29 protein-coding genes, 1 other RNA gene and 1 pseudogene are annotated in these 24904 nt (G+C 50.6%); 29 read left to right on the top strand and 2 right to left on the bottom strand.

What is annotated here, in order from left to right:
• Nucleotides 1-105 precede the first annotated feature (105 nt).
• The 13 genes from EXG77_RS03430 to EXG77_RS03490 all read left to right on the top strand — a co-directional run bounded on the left by EXG77_RS03430 (nt 106) and on the right by EXG77_RS03490 (nt 11801).
• Nucleotides 106-1086 (top strand): LacI family DNA-binding transcriptional regulator, encoded by a 981-nt coding sequence (locus tag EXG77_RS03430; protein ID WP_035396314.1) that lies wholly within the window; start codon nt 106-108, stop codon nt 1084-1086.
• Nucleotides 1083-1961, top strand: a complete 879-nt coding sequence (rbsK, locus tag EXG77_RS03435) for a ribokinase (RefSeq protein WP_035396316.1) — start codon at nt 1083-1085, stop codon at nt 1959-1961. Before EXG77_RS03430 ends, rbsK begins: the two co-directional genes overlap by 4 nt.
• Nucleotides 1958-2347: a D-ribose pyranase gene (gene rbsD, locus EXG77_RS03440; protein ID WP_035396318.1), complete on the top strand. Its 390-nt coding sequence runs from the start codon at nt 1958-1960 to the stop codon at nt 2345-2347. Before rbsK ends, rbsD begins: the two co-directional genes overlap by 4 nt.
• Nucleotides 2348-2359: 12 nt before the next feature.
• On the top strand, nt 2360-3838 hold the full coding sequence (locus EXG77_RS03445; protein ID WP_035396320.1) for a sugar ABC transporter ATP-binding protein: 1479 nt from the start codon (nt 2360-2362) through the stop codon (nt 3836-3838).
• 1 nt (nt 3839) lies between these two features.
• Entirely contained in the window at nt 3840-4808 is a 969-nt protein-coding gene (gene rbsC / locus EXG77_RS03450; RefSeq protein ID WP_050678685.1) for a ribose ABC transporter permease, read from the top strand.
• Nucleotides 4809-4835: 27 nt separating this feature from the next.
• A complete protein-coding gene (rbsB, locus tag EXG77_RS03455) occupies nt 4836-5753 on the top strand; it encodes a ribose ABC transporter substrate-binding protein RbsB (protein ID WP_035396322.1) in 918 nt (305 codons plus the stop codon).
• A 137-nt stretch (nt 5754-5890) separates the two neighbouring features.
• Nucleotides 5891-6124: a preprotein translocase subunit SecG gene (secG, locus tag EXG77_RS03460; RefSeq protein ID WP_023469201.1), complete on the top strand. Its 234-nt coding sequence runs from the start codon at nt 5891-5893 to the stop codon at nt 6122-6124.
• Between the two features lie 101 nt (nt 6125-6225).
• Nucleotides 6226-6966 (top strand): carboxylesterase, encoded by a 741-nt coding sequence (locus EXG77_RS03465; protein ID WP_023469200.1) that lies wholly within the window; start codon nt 6226-6228, stop codon nt 6964-6966.
• Between the two features lie 14 nt (nt 6967-6980).
• Entirely contained in the window at nt 6981-9335 is a 2355-nt protein-coding gene (gene rnr / locus EXG77_RS03470) for a ribonuclease R (RefSeq protein ID WP_035396324.1), read from the top strand.
• 32 nt (nt 9336-9367) lie between these two features.
• Nucleotides 9368-9838 carry an SsrA-binding protein SmpB gene (smpB, locus tag EXG77_RS03475; RefSeq protein WP_035396327.1) on the top strand — a complete coding sequence of 157 codons (471 nt, stop codon included), beginning with the start codon at nt 9368-9370 and terminating at the stop codon, nt 9836-9838.
• A 58-nt stretch (nt 9839-9896) separates the two neighbouring features.
• Nucleotides 9897-10255: a transfer-messenger RNA gene (gene ssrA, locus EXG77_RS03480) on the top strand.
• A 125-nt stretch (nt 10256-10380) separates the two neighbouring features.
• Nucleotides 10381-11220, top strand: coding sequence for a GIY-YIG nuclease family protein (locus EXG77_RS03485; protein ID WP_035396329.1), 840 nt, complete (start codon nt 10381-10383; stop codon nt 11218-11220).
• A gap of 71 nt (nt 11221-11291) precedes the next feature.
• Nucleotides 11292-11801, top strand: a complete 510-nt coding sequence (locus EXG77_RS03490) for a GNAT family N-acetyltransferase (RefSeq protein WP_023469196.1) — start codon at nt 11292-11294, stop codon at nt 11799-11801.
• 56 nt (nt 11802-11857) lie between these two features.
• On the opposite strand, the gene EXG77_RS03495 is transcribed toward EXG77_RS03490, so the two are convergent.
• Nucleotides 11858-12223, bottom strand: coding sequence for a helix-turn-helix domain-containing protein (locus EXG77_RS03495; RefSeq protein ID WP_029342458.1), 366 nt, complete (start codon nt 12221-12223; stop codon nt 11858-11860).
• Between the two features lie 204 nt (nt 12224-12427).
• On the opposite strand from EXG77_RS03495, the gene hxlA reads away from it, so the two are divergent.
• From hxlA to EXG77_RS03515, 4 genes are all read left to right on the top strand, one after another.
• Entirely contained in the window at nt 12428-13063 is a 636-nt protein-coding gene (gene hxlA, locus EXG77_RS03500) for a 3-hexulose-6-phosphate synthase (RefSeq protein ID WP_035396332.1), read from the top strand.
• Nucleotides 13064-13612 carry a 6-phospho-3-hexuloisomerase gene (gene hxlB, locus EXG77_RS03505; protein WP_035396335.1) on the top strand — a complete coding sequence of 183 codons (549 nt, stop codon included), beginning with the start codon at nt 13064-13066 and terminating at the stop codon, nt 13610-13612. It begins immediately after the preceding gene.
• A gap of 177 nt (nt 13613-13789) precedes the next feature.
• Nucleotides 13790-14323 carry a hypothetical protein gene (locus EXG77_RS03510; RefSeq protein WP_145981726.1) on the top strand — a complete coding sequence of 178 codons (534 nt, stop codon included), beginning with the start codon at nt 13790-13792 and terminating at the stop codon, nt 14321-14323.
• Between the two features lie 36 nt (nt 14324-14359).
• Complete coding sequence (locus tag EXG77_RS03515; protein WP_035396338.1) at nt 14360-14539, top strand: hypothetical protein; 180 nt, start codon at nt 14360-14362, stop codon at nt 14537-14539.
• Nucleotides 14540-14610: 71 nt separating this feature from the next.
• On the opposite strand, the gene hisJ is transcribed toward EXG77_RS03515, so the two are convergent.
• Entirely contained in the window at nt 14611-15405 is a 795-nt protein-coding gene (gene hisJ, locus EXG77_RS03520) for a histidinol-phosphatase HisJ (protein ID WP_035396340.1), read from the bottom strand.
• Between the two features lie 122 nt (nt 15406-15527).
• Between hisJ and EXG77_RS03525 the strand changes: the two genes are divergently transcribed.
• The 12 genes and pseudogenes from EXG77_RS03525 (at nt 15528) to EXG77_RS03585 (ending at nt 24867) form a co-directional block, all read left to right on the top strand.
• On the top strand, nt 15528-16349 hold the full coding sequence (locus EXG77_RS03525) for an ATP phosphoribosyltransferase regulatory subunit (RefSeq protein ID WP_035396343.1): 822 nt from the start codon (nt 15528-15530) through the stop codon (nt 16347-16349).
• Entirely contained in the window at nt 16350-16961 is a 612-nt protein-coding gene (gene hisG / locus EXG77_RS03530) for an ATP phosphoribosyltransferase (RefSeq protein WP_023469189.1), read from the top strand.
• Nucleotides 16958-18175: a histidinol dehydrogenase gene (gene hisD, locus EXG77_RS03535; protein WP_035396345.1), complete on the top strand. Its 1218-nt coding sequence runs from the start codon at nt 16958-16960 to the stop codon at nt 18173-18175. Before hisG ends, hisD begins: the two co-directional genes overlap by 4 nt.
• The gene (locus EXG77_RS03540; RefSeq protein WP_023469187.1) at nt 18175-19146 is read left to right on the top strand and encodes a histidinol-phosphate transaminase; all 972 of its coding nucleotides are present in this window, start codon (nt 18175-18177) and stop codon (nt 19144-19146) included. The genes hisD and EXG77_RS03540 overlap by 1 nt, the downstream gene beginning before the upstream one ends.
• Nucleotides 19119-19700 carry an imidazoleglycerol-phosphate dehydratase HisB gene (gene hisB, locus EXG77_RS03545; protein WP_035396348.1) on the top strand — a complete coding sequence of 194 codons (582 nt, stop codon included), beginning with the start codon at nt 19119-19121 and terminating at the stop codon, nt 19698-19700. Before EXG77_RS03540 ends, hisB begins: the two co-directional genes overlap by 28 nt.
• On the top strand, nt 19697-20284 hold the full coding sequence (hisH, locus tag EXG77_RS03550) for an imidazole glycerol phosphate synthase subunit HisH (protein ID WP_029342451.1): 588 nt from the start codon (nt 19697-19699) through the stop codon (nt 20282-20284). Before hisB ends, hisH begins: the two co-directional genes overlap by 4 nt.
• Nucleotides 20257-20961: a 1-(5-phosphoribosyl)-5-[(5-phosphoribosylamino)methylideneamino]imidazole-4-carboxamide isomerase gene (gene hisA, locus EXG77_RS03555; protein WP_035396350.1), complete on the top strand. Its 705-nt coding sequence runs from the start codon at nt 20257-20259 to the stop codon at nt 20959-20961. Before hisH ends, hisA begins: the two co-directional genes overlap by 28 nt.
• Nucleotides 20955-21704, top strand: a complete 750-nt coding sequence (gene hisF, locus EXG77_RS03560) for an imidazole glycerol phosphate synthase subunit HisF (RefSeq protein WP_023469183.1) — start codon at nt 20955-20957, stop codon at nt 21702-21704. The genes hisA and hisF overlap by 7 nt, the downstream gene beginning before the upstream one ends.
• Nucleotides 21701-22316: pseudogene (hisIE, locus tag EXG77_RS16510) on the top strand (bifunctional phosphoribosyl-AMP cyclohydrolase/phosphoribosyl-ATP diphosphatase HisIE). The gene hisF and the pseudogene hisIE overlap by 4 nt, the downstream one beginning before the upstream one ends.
• A gap of 218 nt (nt 22317-22534) precedes the next feature.
• Nucleotides 22535-23194, top strand: coding sequence for a hemolysin III family protein (locus tag EXG77_RS03575; RefSeq protein WP_035396436.1), 660 nt, complete (start codon nt 22535-22537; stop codon nt 23192-23194).
• The gene (locus tag EXG77_RS03580) at nt 23191-23865 is read left to right on the top strand and encodes a TVP38/TMEM64 family protein (RefSeq protein ID WP_035396352.1); all 675 of its coding nucleotides are present in this window, start codon (nt 23191-23193) and stop codon (nt 23863-23865) included. Before EXG77_RS03575 ends, EXG77_RS03580 begins: the two co-directional genes overlap by 4 nt.
• Before the next feature lie 84 nt (nt 23866-23949).
• A complete protein-coding gene (locus EXG77_RS03585) occupies nt 23950-24867 on the top strand; it encodes a proline dehydrogenase family protein (protein WP_023469178.1) in 918 nt (305 codons plus the stop codon).
• The last annotated feature ends 37 nt before the right edge of the window (nt 24868-24904 follow it).

Genomic DNA, 24904 nt, shown 5'->3' on the forward strand with positions numbered 1-24904 from the left:
CTCGAAAAAAATAAAATATATTTTATATAAAAATGATTGATGTGTAACCGGTTACACAATATGATGATTCTTGTAAGCGTTATCAAAAGAAAGAGGTGGCGAAACATGTCGACCATCCGGGAAGTAGCGAAAGCAGCACATGTCTCCGTCGCGACGGTCTCACGCGTCATGAACGAAAAGGGTTATGTCAGTGAGAAATCGCGTAAGGCGGTGCTTCAGGCAATCAAACAATTGGATTATCGACCAAACCGGGTCGCGCGATCGTTGTTCCAAAAACGGTCCGGACTGATCGGTTTGATCGTTCCCGACATCACGAACCCGTTCTTCCCACAACTTGCACGGGCTGTGGAAGATATGGCACATCAACATGGCTTTCAAGTCATTTTGTGTAACACAGACGAACAGTTTCAGAAAGAACGCGAATATATCAAGTCACTCGAGGCGATGCATGTAGACGGATTGATCATCACGACGAACTACTCGAACAATCCGAACTATGAAGAACTCGAAGTGCCGGTCGTAGCGTTAGACCGTGTGTTACAAGGAGCGATTCCGACGGTGACCTCAAACGGATACGAAGGCGGGAAGAAGGCAGCATCATTTTTACTTGCATCTGGTGCGACGGAACTGGCCGTCATCAGTGGTCCATCGAAACTCCCGACGATCAAGAAACGACGGGATGGCTTCGAAGAGATTGCTGGAACGCATCTCGTTGCAAGCATCGAGTCACCGTTCCACTTTCAAGGGGCGCTTGATGCCGCGAACTATCTGTTTGATCACTATCATTGCAACGGGATCTTTGCTGCGAGTGATGTCATCGCCGCAGCAACGGTGCAAGTCGCTGCGGAACGCGGGATCACGATTCCGGACGAGCTACAAGTGATCGGCTATGACGGCATCGAACTCGGACAAATGATTTCACCACCGTTGACGACGATTGCGCAACCGATCTATCAAATGGGGGAACTAGCCGCGAAACTCTTGATTCAACGGATTGAAGGCACACCGATTGCCGCCGTTCATCATGAGTTGACGGTTGAGATCATCGAACGGGAAACGACGAAACGGAAGGATGAGGAAGCATGAAACAAATCAGTGTCATCGGCAGTATCTCGATGGATCTCGTCGTCGAAAGTAAACGCCGTCCAGGCGCAGGCGAAACGGTCATCGGGGATGCCTTTCATACCGTACCGGGTGGAAAGGGTGCGAACCAAGCGGTGGCAGTCGCGCGTCTCGGCAGTACCGTCGAAATGATCGGTTGCGTCGGTAGTGACACAAACGGTGAAGCGATCCGCGAAAACTTTAAAACACAAGGGGTGCAGACGACGCACTTGCAAACGATTGAAGGCGAACGGACGGGCACGGCACACATCACGCTCGCTGAAGGCGATAACTCGATCGTCGTCGTTCAATCTGCCAATCAACATGTGCAGTTTGAAGATGATACACTCGCACCGATTCTCGCAGACAGTGAAATCATCTTACTCCAGCTCGAGATTCCAATTGAAACGGTCGAGACCGTGGCTCGCGAAGCACATGCAACGGGCATTCCAGTCGTCTTGAATCCAGCACCGGCGATGTCACTCAGTCCGGAATTGATTAAACACGTCACATACTTAACGCCAAACGAACATGAATGTGGTTTGATCTTCGGACAAGACCAACCGATCGAACATTGGCTCATGGAATACCCGAATAAATTGATCGTGACCGAAGGCAGTCGCGGCGCACGCTTCTACGATGGAGAGTCGATCGTGACGATTCCAGCAATCGAGACGACGGTCGTTGATACGACAGGAGCAGGGGATACGTTTAACGGTGCCTTAGCCGTTGCGTTAACGGAAGGACAATCGCTCGTCGAAGCAATTCGCTTCGCGAACCGTGCAGCCGGCTTATCCATCCGCGCTCTCGGCGCACAAGGTGGAATGCCGACACGGGAACAGATGGAGGGAGACGCATGAAGAAGAACGGTATCTTAAACAGTCATATTAGCAAAGTCCTGACCGATCTTGGTCATACCGATACGATCGTCATCGCCGATTGTGGCTTACCGATTCCAGACGGAGTCGCCCGAATTGATTTAGCACTGGAGCTCGGCACACCATCATTTCTCGACGTCGTCCGTGTCGTCGCCAGTGACATGGCGATCGAACAGTTGACTCTGGCAACGGAGATCAAGGAAGCGAATCCGGACGTGCTCGGGCAACTGGAAGCCATGCAGATCGAGACGACGTTTGTCACGCACGAGGAATTCAAAAAACAGACGCAGCAGGCGAAGGTCATCATCCGGACCGGAGAAGCGACACCGTACGCAAATGTCATCTTCCATTCCGGCGTAATCTTTTAAGGGGGTCATGCGATGCGTATCGAGATGACAGGTATCAAAAAAGCATTCGGTCCCGTCCCTGTCCTGAAAGGTGTCGATTTCGAACTCGCTGCGGGTGAGATTCATGCCTTGATGGGAGAGAACGGTGCCGGGAAATCGACGCTGATGAAGATTTTGACCGGTGTCCATAAAGGGGACGCAGGCACGATCCGCGTCGATGGACAGGACGTCGAGTATAAGAATCCGAAGCTTGCCGAAGAGGCGGGGATTGCCTTCATCCACCAGGAACTGAACATCCTCCCGGATTTGACGGTGACGGAGAACCTGTTCCTCGGACGGGAGTTGAAGTCACGCTTCGGGATTCTCAAGCAAGGGGAGATGAAGCGGCAGGCAGAACGTGAACTCGCCGAATTGAACGTCTTCATGGACGTCGATCAACTTGCCCGGACATTATCAGTCGGTCAGCAACAGATGATCGAGATTGCAAAAGCTTTGATGACGGACGCAAAGGTCATCATCATGGATGAACCGACAGCCGCACTGACGGAGCGGGAAATTCGCGCCTTATTTAGCGTCGCGACGGCACTACGCAACCAAGGTGTCTCGATCGTCTATATCTCACACCGGATGGAGGAAATCTTCGAGCTCTGCGACCGGATCACGGTCTTACGGGACGGGATTTCCGTCTCGACACACGCGATTCCCGAGACATCGTTCGAACAGATCGTCCGGGAGATGGTCGGTCGTGAGATGGGTGAACGGTATCCGGACCGTGACGTTTCGATCGGTGCGACCGTTCTCGAAGTCAAACAGGCGAGCGGGAAACGGTTCGACGATGTCTCGTTCTCCGTCAAGGCAGGCGAAATCATCGGCTTCTCTGGTTTGATGGGCGCTGGGCGGACGGAAGTCATGCGCGGATTGTTCGGGGTTGATCGACTTAAAGACGGGACGATTGAATTAAACGGACAGTCGCTGAAAATCAAGACACCGTATGATTCGATCCGACAGGGCATCGGCTTTTTGACCGAGGACCGTAAAGGCGAAGGTTTGTTCCTCGACTTTTCACTGCGTGAGAACATCTCCCTGCCGACGATCCGTTCGTTATCAAGATCCGGTGTCATCAAGGATCAGGCAGAACGCGATTTCGCGGAAGGATACTTGAAGTCGCTTTCGGTCCGCCACAGCTCGATGGACCAGCCGGCGAAGTCACTGTCCGGTGGGAACCAACAGAAGGTCGTCCTCGCGAAGTGGCTCGGGACACAACCGAAAGTCTTGATCCTCGACGAACCGACACGTGGTGTCGACGTTGGGGCGAAGAAAGAGATTTATCTCATCATGAACGAACTCGCTGCGGCGGGTGTCGCGATCATCATGGTCAGCTCGGACCTCCCGGAGATTCTCGGGATGAGCGACCGGGTCTACGTCATGCGCGAAGGCAAGATGAGCGGCATGTTGACACGACAGGAAGCGACGCAAGAAAGCATCATGACACTTGCGACAGGAGGACAATGATATGGAATTGATGCAAGGCAAGGTAACGGAAGCAAAACCGAGACGTCTTGGGATCGGACAAAAGCTTGGACCACTCGCAGGATTGTTCGCGATCGTCCTCGTCGTCTCGATCATGGAACCGGACTTTTTAACACTGAATAATTTATTTAACATCTTACGGCAAGTCTCGATCAATGCCTTGATTGCCTTCGGGATGACGTTCGTCATTCTGACGGGTGGGATTGATCTATCAGTCGGCTCGATTCTCGCCCTCTCGTCCGCCTTCGTCGCGGGTCTGATGACGGACGGAACGTCAGCGTTGATCGCTGTTCTTGCCGGATTGATCGTCGGAGCTGTCATGGGTGCCTTGAACGGGATGGTCATCTCACTCGGGAAAGTCGCACCGTTCATCGCAACACTTGCGACGATGACGATCTTCCGCGGATTGACGCTCGTCTATACGGATGGGAAACCGATCACTGGTCTAAGCCAAGGTGGCTGGTTCGAATTGTTCGGACGCGGTTACTTCTGGATCTTCCCGGTACCGGTTCTAACGATGTTGATCGCCTTTGCGGTTCTCTACTTCATCTTGAAGAAGACGACATTCGGTCGCTATACGTATGCGATCGGTGGCAACGAAGAAGCAGCGAAGCTGATGGGGATTCAAGTCAATAAAGTCAAAATCATGATCTACTCACTCTCAGGTTTGATGGCAGCACTTGCCGGCATCATCCTGACGTCTCGTCTGAACTCGGCACAGCCGACGGCGGGAACATCGTACGAACTCGACGCCATCGCGGCGGTCGTCCTTGGTGGGACGAGCCTGTCAGGTGGTCGTGGCTGGATTGTCGGTACCTTGATTGGTGCCTTGATCATCGGAACACTGAACAATGGACTCAACTTGCTTGGTGTCTCCTCGTTCTTCCAACTCGTCGTCAAAGGTTTGGTCATTTTGTTCGCGGTACTCGCGGACCGGAAACAAGCAGCGTAACCCACATTCCAAAAGGAGGATCTACAGATGAAAAAACTACTTGCAGTCGTCATGATGGCATTAATGGTCTTCGCAGCCGCCTGTTCGACGGAACAGCCGGGCAGCAGCAACGGTGATACGAAGAAAAAGACGAAGGACTTCAAGATTGGTCTTTCGATTTCAACCCTCAACAACCCATTCTTCGTCTCATTAAAAGAAGGGGCAGAACAAGAAGCAAAAGCACAAGGCGCAACACTTCAAGTCGCGGATGCACAAGATGATGCGGCAAAACAAGCAAGCGACATCGAAGACATGGTTCAAAAGAAAGTTGATCTCATCTTGATCAACCCAACGGATTCAGCAGCAGTTGGTGCAGCCGTCCAAACAGCAAACGATGCAAACATCCCCGTCATTACAGTTGACCGCAACGCAGAAGCAGGCGACGTCGTCGCACACATCGCGTCGGATAACGTCGCGGGTGGGAAACAAGCAGGTGAATACATGATCGAACTCGTCGGCGATAAAGCAAAAGTCGTGGAGCTCGAAGGGATTCCAGGAGCATCCGCAACACGCGACCGTGGTAAAGGGTTCCATGAAGCAGTCGACGGTAAACTTGACGTCGTCGCAAAACAAGCAGCAAACTTCGACCGGGCAAAAGGCTTGTCGGTCATGGAGAACATCCTCCAGAACAACAAAGACATCAAAGCCGTCTTCGCGCACAATGATGAGATGGCACTCGGTGCGGTCGAAGCGTTAAAAGCAGCGGGTCTGAACGATGTTAAAGTCATCGGCTTCGATGCAACGGATGATGCCGTCAAAGCCGTCAAAGACGGAAAAATGGCAGGAACGATCGCTCAAAAACCGACTGAGATCGGGAAAATGGGTGTCGAGACAGCGATTAAGCACTTAAAAGGCGAAACAGTCGAGAAGAACATCCCAGTTGATCTCGAATTGATCAAACAATAAGGAGATGAGACACCTGAGTCGACGATTCGGGTGTCTCTTTTCGTCAGGCAGGAAAAAGTTCCTAAATCTATTCCTTGTTCCCGTACTTGTTTTTCTCTATAATGAAAGAAGCGTATATTACTGAAGGAGGATCATCGATGATCATTCATAACGTGGCTCTTGTCGGCCTCATCGTCGTTTCCGTTCTTCTCATCATCGTCGTTCTATTGATGTCAGGTCGTACGACCGGACTCGGAGCATTGACGGGTGGAGCAGAACAATTATTTGGTCGCCAAAAAGCTCGTGGCTTGGATGCGGTCCTAAATCGTGTGGCGTCTATCTTAGGAGCATTACTCTTCATCTTGGCGTTACTCGTCGCTTTTTATAAGTGAGCATTGAAACGACAGCCGTATGATCGCGCTGTCGTTTTTTGTATTTCTCGATATTCATTTTTTCCGGATATGGGGTATAGAGTTAGAGGGGGAATCATTTTATGAAAATCACTTTACCAAAACCATTCTTTTTCGAAGCCGGCCCACGTGCCGTTTTACTATTACACGGATTCACGGGATCGAGCGCGGATGTCCGCATCCTCGGTCGCTATTTACAGAAGCAGGGCTATACGTCCCTAGCACCACAATATAAAGGGCACGCTGCCCCACCCGAAGAGCTGACGAAGACCGGGCCAGCCGACTGGTGGCAGGATGTCCTTGCCGGATATCAGGAACTCGTCGATAAAGGCTATGACGAAATCGCTGTTTGCGGACTGTCGCTCGGTGGCGTCATGTCGCTGAAGTTATCGATGAACCGTCCGGTCAAAGCGGTCATCCCGATGTGTGCACCCGCCTACATCAAAAGTGAAGAAGTCATGTATGCAGGAGTCACCGAGTACGCACGAGAATTCAAGAAGCGAGAAGGCAAATCACAAGAAGAGATCGACCACGAGATGGCGTCCTTCGAACCGATGCCGACCTTGAAGGACTTACAGGAACTGCTGCGCGAGACACGCGATTCGCTTGAGGACGTCTACGCACCGACGCTCGTCGTCCAAGCGCGCAACGATCACATGATCAACACCGACTCCGCGAACATCATCCATGATGGAGTCAGTGCCTTCCAAAAAGAGCTGATCTGGTATGAGAACTCAGGTCACGTCATTACGCTCGACAAAGAAAAAGATCAGCTCCACTCTGACATCTTGGACTTCCTGGAGTCATTGAACTGGAGCAAGTAACTGGAGGTGTCACGTTGGAATTACGTGAACGAATACTAACGGTCATCACGACGGAAGAACGTCCGTTGTCGATTGATCAATTAACGAAAAAACTAGAACTAGCGGATACGGAAGCATTCAAGGAATTGATCCGGACGCTAAACGCAATGGAAGACGAAGCGTTGATTGCCCGGACACGCTCGAACAAGTACGGAACGCTCGCGCAAATCGGTCAAGTCGCAGGGAAGATTTCCGTCCACCAACGCGGTTTCGGTTTCGTCTCACCGGAAGATGGTTCTGAAGGCGACATCTTCTTACCGGCACCGGAACTGAAGAACGTCTATAACGGCGACCGTGTCCTCGTCAAAGTTTTTGCCGAGTCAAACGGGGGTGACCGTCGTGAAGGGAAACTGCTCAAGATTCTCTCACGCGGACCAGCTGATTTCGTCGGAACGTTCGTCAGTCCAAAAGGACGGATCGAATCAATCGCTTACATCGAACCGGATGATACGAAACTGACGTTCTTACCGGTCGTCGCGAACGACGATACACTCGGTGCCGTCGATGGCCATAAAGTCCTCGCCCGGATTACGAAGTATCCTGACGGTCGCTACGCCGGAACGGCAAAAGTCTTAAAAATCATCGGTCACAAAAATGACCCAGGCGTCGATATTTTGTCGATCGTCCATAAGCACGGGATCAACGTCGACTTCTCACCGGAAGCGATCGCTGAGGCGAATGCCGTACCGGATCAGATCGATGAAAAGGATTTGGTCGGACGTGTCGATCTACGGAATGAATTGACGGTAACGATTGACGGGGCGGACGCAAAAGACCTCGATGATGCGGTTCACGTTAAGAAATTAGCGAACGGCAACTTCGAGCTTGGTGTCCACATCGCCGACGTCTCGCATTACGTCAAAGAAGATTCAGCACTCGATGAAGAAGCGCGTGAGCGCGGAACGAGTGTTTATCTCGTCGACCGCGTCATCCCGATGATTCCGCACCGTCTATCGAACGGAATCTGCTCGCTCAATCCGCACGTCGATCGTTTGACGCTCAGCTGTATCATGGAAATCGATGCGAACGGTGCTGTCGTCAACCATGAAATCTTCCAGAGTGTCATCAAGACGACGGAACGGATGACGTACACGGACGTCCGGAAAATCATCGAACGCGAAGACGAGGAAGTGATCGCGAAGTACCAAGATCTCGTCGAGTACTTCGACAAGATGGCGGAACTCGCAGCAATCCTGCGCGAACGCCGCTCCCGTCGTGGGGCGATCAACTTTGACTTCCCAGAAGCGAAGGTCCTCGTCAACGAAGAAGGCAAGACGAGTGAGATCATCCTCCGGGAGCGGTCGGTCGCCGAGAAGCTGATCGAAGAGTTCATGCTCGCAGCGAACGAAACGGTCGCCGAGCACATCCAGCGTCAAAAACTGCCGTTCATGTACCGGATCCACGATGAGCCAAAAGCTGAACGTCTCGATACGTTCTTCAAGTTCATCGGTAACTTCGGGATCAACGTCGAACGCAAGGGCGAGTCAGTCGCACCGAAAACGTTGCAATCGATCCTCAACGCTGTCGAAGGGGAGCCAGAAGAAGCAGTCGTCAGTACGGTCATGCTCCGTTCGCTCCAACAAGCGAAATACGACATCGAACCGATCGGTCACTTCGGTCTGTCGACGGACTACTACACGCACTTCACGTCACCGATCCGTCGTTATCCGGACTTGATGGTCCACCGTCTGTTGCGTGAATATGTCATCTACAACGACAAGTCACAGAAGACGCAAGACCGTTACTCAGAGATCCTCCCGGAAATCGCGGATCATTCGTCGAAACGCGAGCGTCGTGCGGTAGATGCGGAGCGGGAAACGAATGCGTTGAAGAAAGCGGAGTATATGGAGCAACACATCGGTGAGACGTTTGAAGGTGTCGTCAGTGGTGTGACGAACTTCGGGATGTTCGTCGAATTGCCGAACACGATCGAGGGACTCGTCCACATCCAAGCGATGACGGATGACTTTTACCGTTACGATGAAGCGAACTATCAGCTAATCGGTGAGCGGACGAAGCAACAGTTCCGGATTGGCGATGTCGTAGAGATTAAGGTCACGAACGTCAACATCGATGAACGGACGATTGACTTCTGCGTCGTTGGGATGCCAGAGCGACAACCGAAGAAACGGTTCGAGTCGAAGACGATCCGCTCAAGCGGTGGACGTCCGGGACAAAAACGCGATGACAAGAAGAAGGACGATCGTCGTGGCAAGAAACGGTCGGGTAAGAGCGACCAAAGCAAGGGAAAAGGATTCTCGTTAAAGAATAAGAAAGATAAACCGCCATTCCATAAGGCGGTCTCGAATAAGAAACGGAAGCGCAAATAAGCGCTTCCGCATCGGAAATGTGGTGAACGAACATGCCAAAGGGAACAGATTCGAAAGTCTTAGCGAACAACAAACGGGCCTCGTTCGATTATGCGATCGAGGATACGATTGAAGCCGGTCTTGTCTTGACGGGAACGGAGATCAAATCGGTCCGTAAAGGAAAAATCAGCATCGGGGACGCGTTCGTCCGGTTCGACGGGGGAGAGGCGATTCTCTGGAACTCGAACATCGCCCACTTCGAACAGGGGAACCGATACAACCATGAGCAACTCCGTCCGCGGAAACTGCTGTTGCACAAGAAACAGATCGTGAACTTGATCGGGGCGGTCTCACGGGACGGCTATACGATCGTACCGCTGAAAGTCTACATCAAGAATGGATACGCGAAATGCTTGATTGGACTCGGGCGCGGGAAGAAGAAATTCGATAAACGCGACGACCTGAAGAAGAAGGATGCGAAGCGTGACATCGAGCGAGCACTACGCGATAAGCAAAAGTATTGAACCCGTAACACTTTTCTGCTAGAATATTAGTATTCGGAAAGCCCCAATTTATTATCTTGGGGACGTTACGGATTCGACGGGGGTAGTTCGGTCTTCTGTGGCGTGTCGAGGGGTCGGCCTCGTTAAAACGCACCAGCCATAACTGGCAAAACTAACACACAACTCGCAGCAGCTTAATTGCCGCTACGGATCCTAGCAGCCGTCGCCTGGTCGGCTGATTTCTAGGGTCTCACTTTAAACAGGCTACGCTTGGACCCTTCCGTCTGGAGGGAAAGAGAAGAGATGGAATCAGACTGGTCGGACGGACGCCTGTCAATTGGCAGCCTGACGACGAGATCCCAATAAATTGACTACACACGTAGAAGCTTAAGTATACGATGCCTTCGGACGTGGGTTCGACTCCCACCGTCTCCATACGACGAAATCAGTGGATTTCAAAAAAAGTACTTGAATCTCATTAAATGGGTTCAAGTACTTTTTAGTATAAAAAACTATTTATAAATATTAGAAATAAAATAAAAAATTAATAAGGAGAACAAAATATGGAATTTGGTCAAACAATTAAAATGTTTTTAATTGATGGTAATTCTGATGGCAGATTAACGTGTGAGTTGTCAAATTGGACTGGTCTCGCTTATAGAATTCCACGTACTGAAGTTAAAAAATGTAGTGATCGCCCTAATTTAAATTCAACTGGAATTTATATGTTGTTCGGTCGAAACGAAGAAGATGAAGAAGCAGTTTATATTGGTGAGGCTGAAGAAGTGTATAATCGTCTTCAAGATCATTTACGTGAAAAAGATTTTTGGAATGAAGTGATTGTGTTTATTAGTAAAGATGAGAACTTGAATAAAGCACATATTAAATATTTAGAGAACAAATTGTATCATAAAGCAAAAAAAGCAAACCGTTATAAAGTCGTAAACGGTAATATTCCCCCGATGCCTTCTATCTCTGAAGCAGATCGTGCTGAAATGAATACTTTTGGTAAGAATGTTGAAATGTTGGTAAATATGTTAGGACATAAATTATTCTCAGAAGTTCAAAAGAATATCGATACTGAGAATGAGAACGTTCTATACTTAAAAGGCACAAGAGGTGCCGACAGTATGGGGGCTCAAACATCAGAAGGGTTCGTTGTTTTTAAAAATTCTAAAATTGCGTCAGAAGTTGTCAATTCATTCTCGGAACGATTGAAAGTTAAAAGAAAAGAATTAATTGACTCTAATAAAGTTCAAATAATTGATGGAGAATACATAGTAATCGAAGACTTATTGTTTTCAAGTCCTTCGTTAGCAGCTGATATTGTGACGGGCAGAAGTGCCAACGGATTAGTCGAATGGAAAAATAAACATGGAGTTATTTTAAAGAATTTATCTTAATTTTTACTTTCTATAATGTTGGAATAGAGTAAAAATAGGCTGTAATATTGTAAAAAAAGGAGCTGACACCTATGATAAGACGCGCCACGTTGATGGACGGAAAAGCCTTATCGGACTTAATGCGACGCATTGATCGGGAAACGAAATATATGTTGTATGAACCGGAGGAACGTGTCCTGTCAACGGAACAGGCCGAGGCGTTCATCGAGAAGTTTGGTCAGGCTGCGAACTCGGATATCTTCGTCGTGGACGTCGACGAGCAACTCGTCGGGTATGTGCTCGTCGTTGGTGGTGAACCGAGTCGAATCCGACACCGCGCGAATCTTGTCATCGGCTTGCTTGATGCCTATACGGGTCGTGGTCTTGGTGCGGGTCTACTTGAGGCAGTCGATGCGTTTGCCATTGAAGCAGGGCTCATCCGACTCGAGTTGACGGTTCGCAAGGATAACTTGCGGGCAATCGAGCTCTATCATAAGTTTGGCTTTAACATCGAAGGGACACGGATTGCGTCGCTCTTCATCGATGGGGAATACGTTGATGAACTGGCGATGTCGAAAATCTATACGACCGAAGAATCCTAAAAAAGATGCTCCGTGGACTTATCTCTGAAAAGAGACGAGACCATGAGCATCTTTTTTTATGGTGATATCTTTTGTTGTTCGAAGTCGATCTCCAGAACATTTTTCGCATAATCCTTACCCCAGTCGTACATCGCATCTAAAATCGGCATTAAGCTATGACCGTGTGGCGTCAACGAATATTCGACCTTCGGTGGTACGACCGGGTAGACTTCCCGGTGAATGATGTGGTGGTCTTCGAGTTCCCGCAGTTGATTGACGAGCATCCGTTGTGTGATCCCGGGCATCAGACTTTTTAGTTCCCCGAAGCGTTTTGTCCCTTCCTTGCCTAAGTGCCAAAGAATAAGCATCTTCCATTTGCCCCCGATGATCGAGAGGGTCAATTCCTTCTCACAGTTAAACTGACGGTCTTCAAAATGTGGCATCGTTCCACCTCCTGTTCCAGTATAGTCTTTCTTCCGATCGACAGTATACTTTTCTGCACTATGTATGAAAAACCTCACTATGTAAATTAAAAGTGCGTACTTCTCAAGAATGCTCCTGCGGATTATATTTAGTCGTGTTCCTTCATGAACGTTTGAAGGAAGTGTCAGGTACGACAATATAGAGAAGAATGGGAGAGATTCAGAATGAAATTACAACTCGCGATTGATTTAGTCGATACAGCAGGTGCGATTGCTTTAGTCAAAGAAATCGGGGAAGACAATTTAGATATCGTTGAGATCGGCACACCGGTCGTCATCAACGAAGGACTCCGCGCCGTCAAAGAAATGAAAGCCGCATTCCCGAACTTAACGGTCCTCGCTGACTTGAAGATCATGGATGCTGCCGGCTACGAAGTCAGCCAAGCTGTCGCACATGGTGCCGACATCGTGACGATCCTTGGGGCAGCGGAAGACATGTCAATCAAAGGGGCAGTCGAAGAAGCGAAAAAATCGGGCAAACAGATTCTCGTTGATATGATTGCTGTCAAAGATATCGCAACTCGGGCGAAAGAACTTGATGCGTTAGGTGTCGATTACATCTGTGTCCACACAGGTTACGATCTGCAAGCAGTCGGTCAAAACTCATTCGAGGATCTCGCAACAATCAAGTCGGTTGTGACAAACGCAAAAACAGCTGTTGCGGGTGGCATCAAGATGGAGACGTTACCGGAAGTCATCGCTGCACGTCCTGATTTGATCATCGTCGGTGGCGGCATCACAGGGCAAGACGATAAACAAGAGACAGCGTCAACGATTCACCGGATGCTGCAAGAGGCGTAAATGACACATATTCAAACGATTATCGAAGAGCTGACTTCTACAGTTGAAGCAATCGATGCGACGGAGACAAAAGAACTGACAGACGCTGTCTTGCAAGCGAACCGAATCTTTCTCGCAGGAGCCGGTCGCTCCGGCTTGATGGGGAAAGCGTTCGTTATGCGGTTGATGCACATGGGACTTGATGCTTATGTCGTCGGCGAGACGGTCACAGCGAACTTGCGCGACGGTGACTTGTTGATCGTCGGTTCCGGATCGGGTGAGACGAAAACATTGGTTCCAATCGTCGAGAAAGCACAGCAACTCGGTGGAACGGTTGCCGTCGTCACGATCAATCCGACGTCGACGTTAGCACGATTAGCCGACTTAGTCGTCCAACTGCCCGGGGTTCCGAAAGAACAAGCGGCATCAGCGGATGAGACGGTTCAACCAATGGGCTCGTTGTTCGAACAGACGATGTTGTTGTTCTATGATGCCTTGATTCTGCAGATCATGGAAGACAAGCAGCTCGATTCACAAACGATGTACGGGAAACACGCCAACTTAGAATAGATAAACCAGAAGACCGGTAGACGTATGCGATACGTTTACCGGTCTTTTTTGACTTGATTTTTAATAAAACATTTCCTGTTTGTGAGAATTTATTCGGATACTAGCAGGTATCGACCTGCCATACTAAAAGAAGTAAAGGTATGGTAAGGGGGAGGAAAAATGCGTTTTACGAAGTCGATGACAACTATTGTATTGATCAGTAGTTGCGTCTTATCGGGGTGTACAATGGAGACGAAAGAACATGCTGTAAAACCATCTGCAGAAGTTGCATCCGTGAAACCAACTAAAGGACAAAATGAAGTCGAAGAAATTTTAATTAAAGAGCCCTCCGTCGATGCAGATACACCAGGCAAAGCGAGCGTCGAGCAAATACAGCTGACCTATAAAAACGGACAAACCGCCGTACCGACTAATGATGATATCTTGTCGGAAGCGATTCTTGGTCAAAAAGCGATTGTCACGCTGCAGTCTCCGGAAGGACCACATCATTACATCGTTTTGTTTTATGAACAGTCTGATCGCTGGATATTGACTGGTGTTCTTCCTGCGACAGGACCTGTTACAACGGAACGCTCAGAATCACGTGGCTTGAAGCTCCCATTTTCGACATTCACAACGAACGAAATGAGTTGGAGTGATGCGGAAGACGCGCCAATCACATGGACGTTTGCTGGAAAAGAATCAATCCTTACGGTTTCGAAGCTCCCGTAGCAACCGATGGACAGCAAACCGTCGGAGGTCGTGACATTGGCGAATGGAATAGAAGCTTACGTCCATGAGACGAAACGAGAAGCTAGCTTGTCTTATCAAGACGGCGAACAGACGGTTTTGTTAGCCGGTAACGTATCAGTTGATCGTCTTAAAATACTTGCGGCATCACTGCCATCCGTCACGTCAGATTCATTTCCGTATGGAGGAACAGAATAAAAAAAATCGCGCGCTTCACACAACTCCCGTCAGAGTAAGTGAAGCGCGCGATCTTTTATCTATTTACGTTCTTACCATTTAAAATCAAAATCAGCACCGACATCTTTTGCGAGATGGGCATCTGATCCATAGACGAGCGGAATCGATAACGACTGCGTGACTTGCAGGAGTTCCGGGTAAGGATAGGAAAGACCACATAATGGTTTCCGGAGTCCTGCCGTGTTGACGTCGAGTGTGAAGTTCGCCTGACGGATTTTCCGTAACGTGTCGTCGAGGTTCGTTGGGTTCGACTCAAGCGGATAGGCTTGGATGAATTTCGTCGGTAACGTTAAGTGACCGAGGCGCTTCGGCTGGTGTGCACCGAGGTCCGTCATGACGAGGGCTTGGATGCCTTCATAATAGCGTTCGTGGACCGCCGTGACGCTTCCGAGTTTCGTGACGATCTCACCGAAGCTTTCCTTGCTGAAGTCGACGCCGTAATATTGCTCATCGATGTATAAGTAATGCAATGAGAGAATGCCGTCGGTTAAGACGTCAGCGTAGCGGGCGATGATGTCACGCGTACCGTCGACATGCCCTTCCCAGTAGTCGAACTCCATCCCGATCCGGATATCAATCTGATTCTTGTATGTCTCGCGGAGTTGGGTCAATTCTTTCAGGTAGGCATCGGCTGTCGCGAACGACATTCCGGAATCGTTATCTGGCGCAGGATCCGTCAGACCTTCAGGTAAAGGGGCATGTTCCGTGAAGCTGATCCGTTCTAAGCCTTGCTCTAAGGCACGCTCGATGTAGGCTTCGAGTGGATCCTTCGTACCGTGTGGACAATATGGACTGTGGACGTGACCGTCCCATTTCAATAATTGCATGAGTAACCCTCCGATTTTTTAGAATTGGCAAGCAAAGCGATTGACAATGTGCCCGAAACGCGGTATCGTATCGTTAAATAATTTAGCGTGGTACAGTGATAATAAGATAAAGGAGTGGGAGAATGCAATCATTTTCTACGATTCGACTCAAGGATGGAGCGACGGACTACGTCGGTGCCTCGGCAACGCGGCTCCAGCAGGTCATCCGTCAGCTCGAAGATGGACTCGAACAATCTAACTATACCCGATTAATCACCCCCTTAATTGAGGAAATCGGTGGACGGGAACAGATTCGAATGGATTTTACGACTAGTGTCGCGCGTGCCCTCAGCGAACGGGGGCGCGAACAATATAAACGTGTCTTCTACAGTGGCTCGGTCTTTCAACCAGAAGAGAAGTTCCAGGTCGGATTCGAGGAACGGGGACAAATCGCAGAAGTCGAAGCAATCCAACTCGCGGTCCGACTCGTCGAAGAACTGACAGGAAAAGAAGTCACACTCTCAATTGGTGATGCTGGTCTAATCGAGCATTTGATCGAGACGCGCGTCGGTGATCACCACTTACGCGACCAAGTGACGCAGATGCTCCGTTTACGTAACGTCATCGAACTGAAGCGGATCGCTGGTCAACTGGATGATGCTTTACTCGCGAAACTACCTTTATTATTCGGACGCGAAGGAGCAGAGACGATCTTACCGTACGTTGACGAAACACGACTCAATGCCGTGCTTGATCTCGCGGAAGCCGTCAATGCCGATCTCGACTTCGGTCAAATGGGCTTACAGACGTACTATGACGGGATCACGATTCACGGTTTCATCGAAGGTGTGACGGAACCCGTCCTCGTCGGTGGACGCTATGACCGGCTTTATGAACAATTCGGACAAGAACAACAGGCGTTCGGCATCGGATTCTCGGTCGAACGGTTGGCGGAGGTGCTCTAAATGCGAATCGGAATTACGAAAGGACGGCTGTCGAAAGCGACAGAACGTTACCTAAAAGAAGCTGGCGTCGAGACATGGGGAGCCATTGAACGCGAACTAATCGTCAAACGGGGCGAGCACGAATTCGTCTTCATGAAAGGATCGGATTTGATTCCGTACGTTGCTCAAGGCGTCCTTGACGTCGCGATCACGGGGAGCGACATCTTACTTGAATCGGATCAAGAACTGTCAGAACTCGCGGAATTGCCATTCGGAGTCTGCCGGATGTCGGTCTGCGCGAAGGAACCGCTACAATTCGAAGGCGGACGCCGCGTCCGGATCGCGACGAAGTATCCGGTCATCGCAAAACGCTACTTCAGCGAACTCGGTGTCGACGTCGACATCGTACCGTTGAACGGTTCCGTCGAGTTAGCGCCGTTACTCGGTCTTGCTGACGCGATCGTCGATATCGTCGAGACAGGTGAGACGTTACGCGCGAACGGACTAAATGAATACGAAAAAATCATCGATATCAGCGCTCGATTCTTTACGAGCGAATGGACGTTAAAACGGAAGCGGGTTGAAGTCATCCGCTTGCTTGAGCAATTGACAGAAGGAGTGACACGATCATGACACCGACAAAACCTTTCAGCATCGATCGCGACACGGAGCTCGCGGTCCGCGCGATTCTCGAACGCGTCGCAACAGACGGTGACGCCGCTGTCCGCGATTACACGAACCAATTCGATCAGGTCGATCTTGAAGATTTCCGCCTCAGTGAAACACGAATCACACAAGCGTTCGAACAGGCAGACGCTAACTTAATCGACTCGTTGAAGTTGATGGCGACACGACTCGTCGAATGGCACGAACAAGAACTGCCATCTGACATCGAACTCGTCGAAGCAGACGTGACACGACGTCAACGTTTCGTTCCCGTCGATTCGGTCGGGATTTACGTTCCAGGTGGTGCAGCAAGTTATCCATCGACCGTCTTGATGAACGCCATTCCAGCAAAAGTTGCTGGTGTTGAACGCGTCGTCATGGTGACACCGATGACGAACTTAAGTGACGAGGTTCTTGTCGCGGCACGGATCGCTGGTGTGACAGAAATCTATACGATCGGTGGAGCGCAAGCTGTTGCCGCGCTAACATTCGGAACAGAAAGCATCCAAGCCGTCGATTTGATTGTCGGACCTGGGAACCGCTTCGTTGCTGAAGCAAAACGCCAAGTTTACGGCATCGTTGGCATCGACTCGGTCGCTGGTCCATCGGAAGTCGTCGTCATCGCGGACGAGACGGCGCATCCAGACCGGATCGCTGCAGACTTACTTGCGCAAGCCGAACACGACCGGGACGCTGTCGCGATCGCCTTCGTGCCAACGGAAGAGATGAAACAAGCGGTGGATACGGAAATCCAACGGCGCTTACAGCAATTGCCGCGTCAAGAGATTGCCCGCCGTGCAATGGAAAACGGTGGTGTCTTCGTCGCTCCACTCGAAACAGCGATCGAAGAAGCGAATCGCCTCGCAGCGGAACACTTGGAACTTGCCGTTGCCAATCCGCAAGAGGTCGTCAAATCGATCCGTCACGCCGGTATGATTTTCCTCGGTCACGAGACACCAGAAACGCTTGGCGATTACGTCGCCGGAACGAACCACGTCTTACCGACATCCGGGACAGCCCGTTTTGCGTCTGGATTATCAGCGCGGACGTTCTTGCGTCACCAGACGATGCTCGAAGCAACACGCGCAGGCGTACAACGTCTTGCGAACGCAGCGAAGACCGTTGCTCGGGTCGAAGGACTCGAAGCACACGCACAAGCTATCGAAGTGAGGGAAGACTAATGCGATTACACCAAAACGAACGATTCACGACCCACAGTCCAGTCGGGATCGAAGCGATCCAGGAATTGATCGCAACGTTCCCATTAAACGAATATCCAGTCGAGATCATCGATCAAGTCAAGGCATCGTACGCGACGTACGCTGGTGTCCGTCCGACGCAACTCGTCGCCGGAAACGGCTCGGATGAGTTGATCGGCTACTTATGTGCCCGCTACGGCGGACCCGGCATGCCGGTCATCGCCTCGGAACCTGACTTCGTCATGTACCAGTTCTACGCTGACCGGGCACGGGCACCGTTCGAACGGGTACCGCTACTTGACGAGATGGCGCTTGACGTCGAAGGATTGATCGCAGCTCCTGGTGAGATCATCTTCCTGAGCCACCCACACAATCCGTCTGGTGTCCTCCGGAAGGAAGCGGACATCCGTCGCTTGCTCGACAGTGGCAAATACGTCGTCATCGATGAGGCGTACATCGACTTCGCGCTCGAACAGTCGATGCTTCACTTACTCGAGGAATATCCGAAAGCGATCATCTTACGGACGCTCTCAAAAGCGTTCGGACTCGCATCGCTTCGACTTGGTTTTGTCATCGCGAGCGAACAAATCATTGAAGAAATCGAACAGATTAAATCACCGTACAACGTCTCTGGTCTATCAGCAGCTGTCGGCATCGCCATCATGGCAGAACCGGAACTCGATCGGGTCTTAGAAGAAACGTATGCGAGTCGCGAAGCGATCGAGCGGATTCTCGCGCCAATCGGCAAGACGTATCCGAGTGCAGCGAACTTCGTCTATGTCGAGTATCCAGAAGCCGAACGCTTTACGCAGCGTTGTGCTGACGCTGGATTACGGATCCGCTTGTTTGACCAAGCCTTCCGTGTCAGTTGTGGATCACCAGAAGCGATGCAAGTATTAGAAACGTGTGTAGAGGAGGAATTACGATGCGGCGTGGCGCAAGCGAACGAGTAAGTGCAGAATCAGACATCAAGGTTGAGGTCGATCTCGCAGGAGGTCCGGTTGAAATCAAGACCGGTGTCGGGTTCTTTGATCATATGTTGACGTTATTTGCCTTTCAGGCCCGGATCGGTCTGAAGGTGACGGCAAAAGGTGATACGTGGATCGATGCGCACCACACGGTCGAAGATACAGCGATCGTCCTCGGGGCAGCGTTGACGGAAGCGCTCGGCGATAAAGCCGGGATTGAACGCTACGGCGAATCGCGTGTACCGATGGATGAGACACTCGCGTCGGTCGTGCTCGATTTCAGCGGTCGTCCGTTCACGGTCTTCCGTGCTAGTTTCAAGAATCCGAAGCTCGGTGACTTTGATACGGAACTCGCAGAAGAGTTCTTCCAAGGCTTATCACGGAGTGCCCGGATGACGATTCATGCCGAAGTCTTATATGGCTCGAACACACACCACATGATCGAAGGGTTGTTCAAAGCACTTGGTCGGGCCGTCCGTCAGGCAGTCGCCGTGACGAGCGAAGGCGTACCGTCTACGAAAGGGTTGATTGATCAATGATAGCAATCGTCGATTATGGCGTCGGGAATATCGCGAATGTCGAGCGGGCGTTAAAGGAGCTCGGCGAAGCAGTCATCGTCACGAGTGACACGGAGTTGCTCGACCAAGCGGAAGCACTCGTCTTACCGGGTGTCGGTGCTTATGCACCGGCAATGGAGCGCCTGAAGGAAACGGGACTCGTCGACTTCTTAAAAGAACAAGCGGAAAAGAAACCGTTTCTTGGGATTTGCCTCGGGATGCAACTGCTCTTTGAATCGAGTGACGAAGATGGACTGACGGAAGGTCTCGGGATCTTACCGGGAACGATCGAAAAACTACCGAGCGACGTCCGCTTGCCGCACATGGGTTGGCACCAGCTGACGAACCACGGCGAAGCGGTCTATTTCGTCCACTCGTACGGCGCTGTTTGTGACCCAGAATGGATCGTCGACGCGGTTGAATACGGACGTCTTGTTCCAGCGATCGTTCAAAAAGGACAAGTCACCGGGATGCAGTTCCACCCGGAAAAGAGTGGCGAAGTCGGACTGAAACTACTGAAGGAATGGAGAGAGACGACATGCAACTCTACCCAGCAATCGATTTAATGAGCGGACAGGCGGTACGCCTGAAGCAAGGAGATTTTGACCAACAGACATTCTTCGGCGATGCGTTGACGATCGCGAAGCGCTTCAAGGAAGATGGGGCGACGGCGATCCACTTGATCGATCTTGATGGTGCGAAGGCCGGCGAACCGTTGCACTTGAGCTTGATCGCCGACATCAAAAAGGAGACCGGTTTGTTCGTCGAAGCTGGTGGTGGTGTCCGTAACATCGAAACCGTCGAAGCATACGTCGGTGCCGGGATCGACCGGATTCTCGTCGGCACGGTCGCCCTAGAAGACGAAGCTTTACTCGAGCAGATGATTGCTCTTGCTGGTGATAAACTAGCTGTTGCGTTAGATGCCAAAGAAGGCATCGTTCAGACACGCGGCTGGCTCGAAGCGAGCGGTTGGACGCTTGAAGAGGCGATGACGCACTTGATCGGCAAAGGCATCAAGACGTTCCTTTATACAGACATTTCGCGTGACGGGATGATGATGGGACCAGACGTCGATGGGCTTGATCGGTTGAAACGGGAAGGGGTCGAATTGATCGCTTCTGGTGGTGTGACGACGGTCGATGACGTCGCGCGTCTGAAAGAAATTGGGATGGACGGAGCCGTCGTCGGTCGGGCGTTGCTCGACGGATCCCTCGCCTTAAAAGAGGTGTTACGCGTATGTTGATGAAGCGGATCATTCCCTGTCTTGACGTCAAGGAAGGTCGTGTCGTCAAAGGCGTTAAATTCCAGAACTTACGTGATCTCGGTGACCCGGTCGCCGTCGCGAAGTACTATTACGAGCAAGGGGCGGACGAACTCGTCCTGCTTGATATCTCAGCAACGCAAGAAGGACGCGAGACGATGCTTGATATTGTCGAACGTGTCGCAGAAGTCATCTATATGCCATTTACGGTCGGTGGCGGAATCAAGACGATCGAAGACGCGAAACGGTTGATTCGTGCCGGTGCTGACAAAGTCTCACTCAACTCGTCGGCGCTTCAAAATCCACAACTGATTCAAGAAGTCAGCCGCCTGTTCGGTGTCCAAGCGACAGTCGTCGCGATCGATGCCAAGCAGACCGGCGACTCGTGGGGTGTCTTCTCACACGGTGGCACACAACCCGTCGGACGTGACGCAATTGAGTGGGCACAGGAAGCCGTTGCCCTAGGTGCCGGCGAGTTACTCGTCACGTCGATGGACGCTGACGGAACAAAAGACGGCTATGATCTCGCCTTGATCCGTCGTCTACGTGAAGTCGTCAACGTGCCGATTATTGCTTCCGGTGGTGTCGGAACACTCGATCACTTGGCGGAAGGATTGGAAGCAGGCGCTGACGCAGCCTTAGCTGCTTCGATCTTCCATGAAGCGACGTACACGATGCCGGAAACGAAAGCCTACCTCAAAGAACGGGGAGTCGAAGTCCGATGACGACATTGAATTTTTCAAAAGGACTCGTCGCTGCCGTCGTCGTCGACGAACAGACGAACGATGTCTTGATGGTCGGCTTCATGGACCAAGCCGCTTATGATAAGACGCTTGCGACCGGTCTCGTCACCTTCTTCTCGCGGACGAAGAATCGCCTCTGGACAAAGGGGGAGACGAGCGGGAACACGCTTGAACTCAAACGGATGTGGATCGATTGTGATCAGGATAGTCTCTTGATCACGGTCAAAGCGAATGGTCCGACATGCCATACCGGAAATCGCAGTTGTTTCTATACGGAAGTGGAGGTGCCCGATGTTATACGAACTGGAACAGACGGTCAAAGCGAAGATTGACGCGAAAGAAGCAGAATCCTATACGAACTATTTGATTGCTTCTGGGTATGAGAAGATCGCGAAGAAGTTCGGTGAAGAGGCATTTGAAGTCGTTCTTGCTGGTAACGATACGTTAGCAGAAGAGACAGCAGACTTGTTGTATCACTTAACGGTCTTGCTCGCTGAGCGCGGTGTCTCATTCAAAGAAGTCGAGGCCGTCCTTAACGAACGTCACGGTACAAAATCGACGTTCAAGGATCGCCCGGATATTGAACAATGGTAAACGACATCCACATCGCCTAGGCGGTGTGGATTTTTGTATAAGCGGGAAAAGACAAACAGATGACGGTTGTCATCAAATCGACAGAATGTTTCGATAGGCACGCTGTCGCTTCAGAGCGTATAATCAAAGTGTTAGTCTTGTGTCATTAGAAAGTAGGTGTTCGGTTGGTTACCAAAAAAGAACTTAAGCAAACGATCAAGCAACAATCGAAAGAAACGATCGAAGAGCTACTCGCAAAAGGTGACTCCTTGAAAGAGGAAATCGCCAGTGCCATTACACACGGATTGGGTGTCATTTTCAGTATCGTCGCGCTCGTGATGTTGATCCTGCAGGCGACGAAATCCGGCAGCGCTTGGAACGTCACTGCTGTCAGTATCTTCGGGGCAACGATGATTCTCCTTTATCTGTTCTCGACCTTGATGCATTCGCTGATGCATACGAAAGCAAACAAGGTTCTACAAATTTTAGATCATGCTGGCATCTATCTCTTGATTGCTGGTAGTTATACACCGTTCGCCTTGATCACACTCCGTGGTCCGCTCGGCTGGACATTGCTCGGAATCGTCTGGGGTGTCGGAACGCTCGGCATCATCTGGAAGCTTTATTCGACCGGTAAATATGTCTGGATCTCGAATGCGTCTTATCTGATCCTCGGCTGGTGTTGTCTGTTTGCGATCAAGCCGATCTATGAAGCACTTGGATTACAAGGATTCTTACTGCTCCTCGGTGGTGGACTTGCGTACTCCCTCGGCGTCATCTTTTACGTCTGGGCACGCTTGCCGTATAACCACGCGATTTGGCATCTGTTCGTCCTTGCTGGTAGTGTGTTGATCTTCCTGTCGATTTTCTATTACGTTGCTCCGGCGACGATGTCATGAAGAAACTACGGCTCCGGGACTGGCTCCCGATCACGCTGTATTTTATGTTTGGACTTGGATTGCTCCTGTATTTCCGAATGTCGGGAATGTTGGAGCAATTCGACATTCAAGCATTATCGGATTGGGTACGGGATCAAGGTCTGACAGGGATGTTGCTCTATGTGCTCGCTTATACCGTCCGACCACTCGTCTTTTTTCCGGCGAGTCTTTTGACCGTCTTTGGCGGCTATACGTACGGTCCGTGGCTCGGGACATTACTCGACGTCATTGGTGCTGGTACCGGCGGATTGCTCAGCTTTTGGATTGCCCGGTTGCTCGGTCGCCGTGGCGTCGAGAAGTTGATCGGGAAAGGGAAGCTGAACGTGCTTGACGACCGGATCGCAACGAACGGCTTTCTCGTCGTCTTGATCGTCCGGTTGATTCCGCTGTTTCCGTTTGATGCGATCAGCTACGCGTCGGGTCTATCGAAAATCCGCTTTAAACAGTTCGCCATCGCCAACTATATCGGGATCATTCCCGGTGCATTCGTTTACAACAATATCGGCTCAAGCCTTCGTGATCCGTTCTCGTGGCAGTTCTTTGTTGCGATTGGTCTGTATGTCTTGTTTTTCGCTGTTGGTATCGTTGCCCATCAGATTCTCAAAAATAAACAAAAGAAAGAGCGCATGTAAGCGCTTTATGGCATAATATAAAGGCAGAGATGTGAACCGACACGGTAAAACAGCCTAGCATTTATTTAGGGGGAATCATGAGTGATGGAAAAAGTACTACGGGATGGTTTTATCTTCTTATCGCAAAACAAGACATTGAACGGTCTCGCCAAGCGATACGGGCTTAAGTTCGGAGCGAGTCGCTTCGTGGCAGGGGATTCATTGGAAGCATCCAAACGGGCGATCCAGGAATTGAACGCAAAAGGGTTATGCGTCACGATGGACCATTTAGGGGAGTTCATTTCGACGGTGGCAGAAGCAGAGATGATGACACAAGAATGTATTCGTGCGGTTGAGATGATTGCGGAAGAAAAATTAGACTCGCAACTCTCGTTGAAACTGACATCACTCGGACTCGATATCTCGGACGACTTGATCCGCTCGAACATGGAACGGATCTTAACACGGGCGAAAGAACTCGGTGTCTTCGTCACGATCGACATGGAAGATGAGCCACGTTGTGAAAAGACGATTCAATTGTTTGAAGAATTGCGCCAATCTTTCGATAACATCGGGACGGTCATCCAGTCGTACCTCTACCGGTCGGAAGATGATATCAAACGCGTCGGGCGCTTCGAGACGAATCTCCGGATCGTCAAAGGGGCATACAAAGAACCGGCAACGGTTGCGTTCCCAGAGAAGGAAGACGTCGACCATAACTACATCAAGCTCGTGAAGTTACAATTATCACTCGGAAACTATGCTGCCGTCGCAACACATGACGATGCGATGATCGAGCAAGTCATCCGTCACGCTAAAGAAAATGGGATCGAAAAAGACCAGTTCGAATTCCAGATGTTATTTGGTATCCGGGTCGAGCGTCAACTCGAACTCGTCAAACAAGGCTATAAAGTCCGTGTCTACGTTCCTTATGGACGTGACTGGTACGGTTACTTCATGCGGCGCTTAGCAGAACGACCGGCAAACGTTGCCTTCGTTCTCAAAGGAATGGTCAAAGGATAAGAAGAGAAGGCGATGCAATGCTGCATCGTCTTTTTTT

It is taken from the genome of Exiguobacterium sp. OS-77 (genome assembly GCF_000414195.2).
Classification (GTDB): Bacteria; Bacillota; Bacilli; order Exiguobacteriales; family Exiguobacteriaceae; genus Exiguobacterium_A; species Exiguobacterium_A indicum.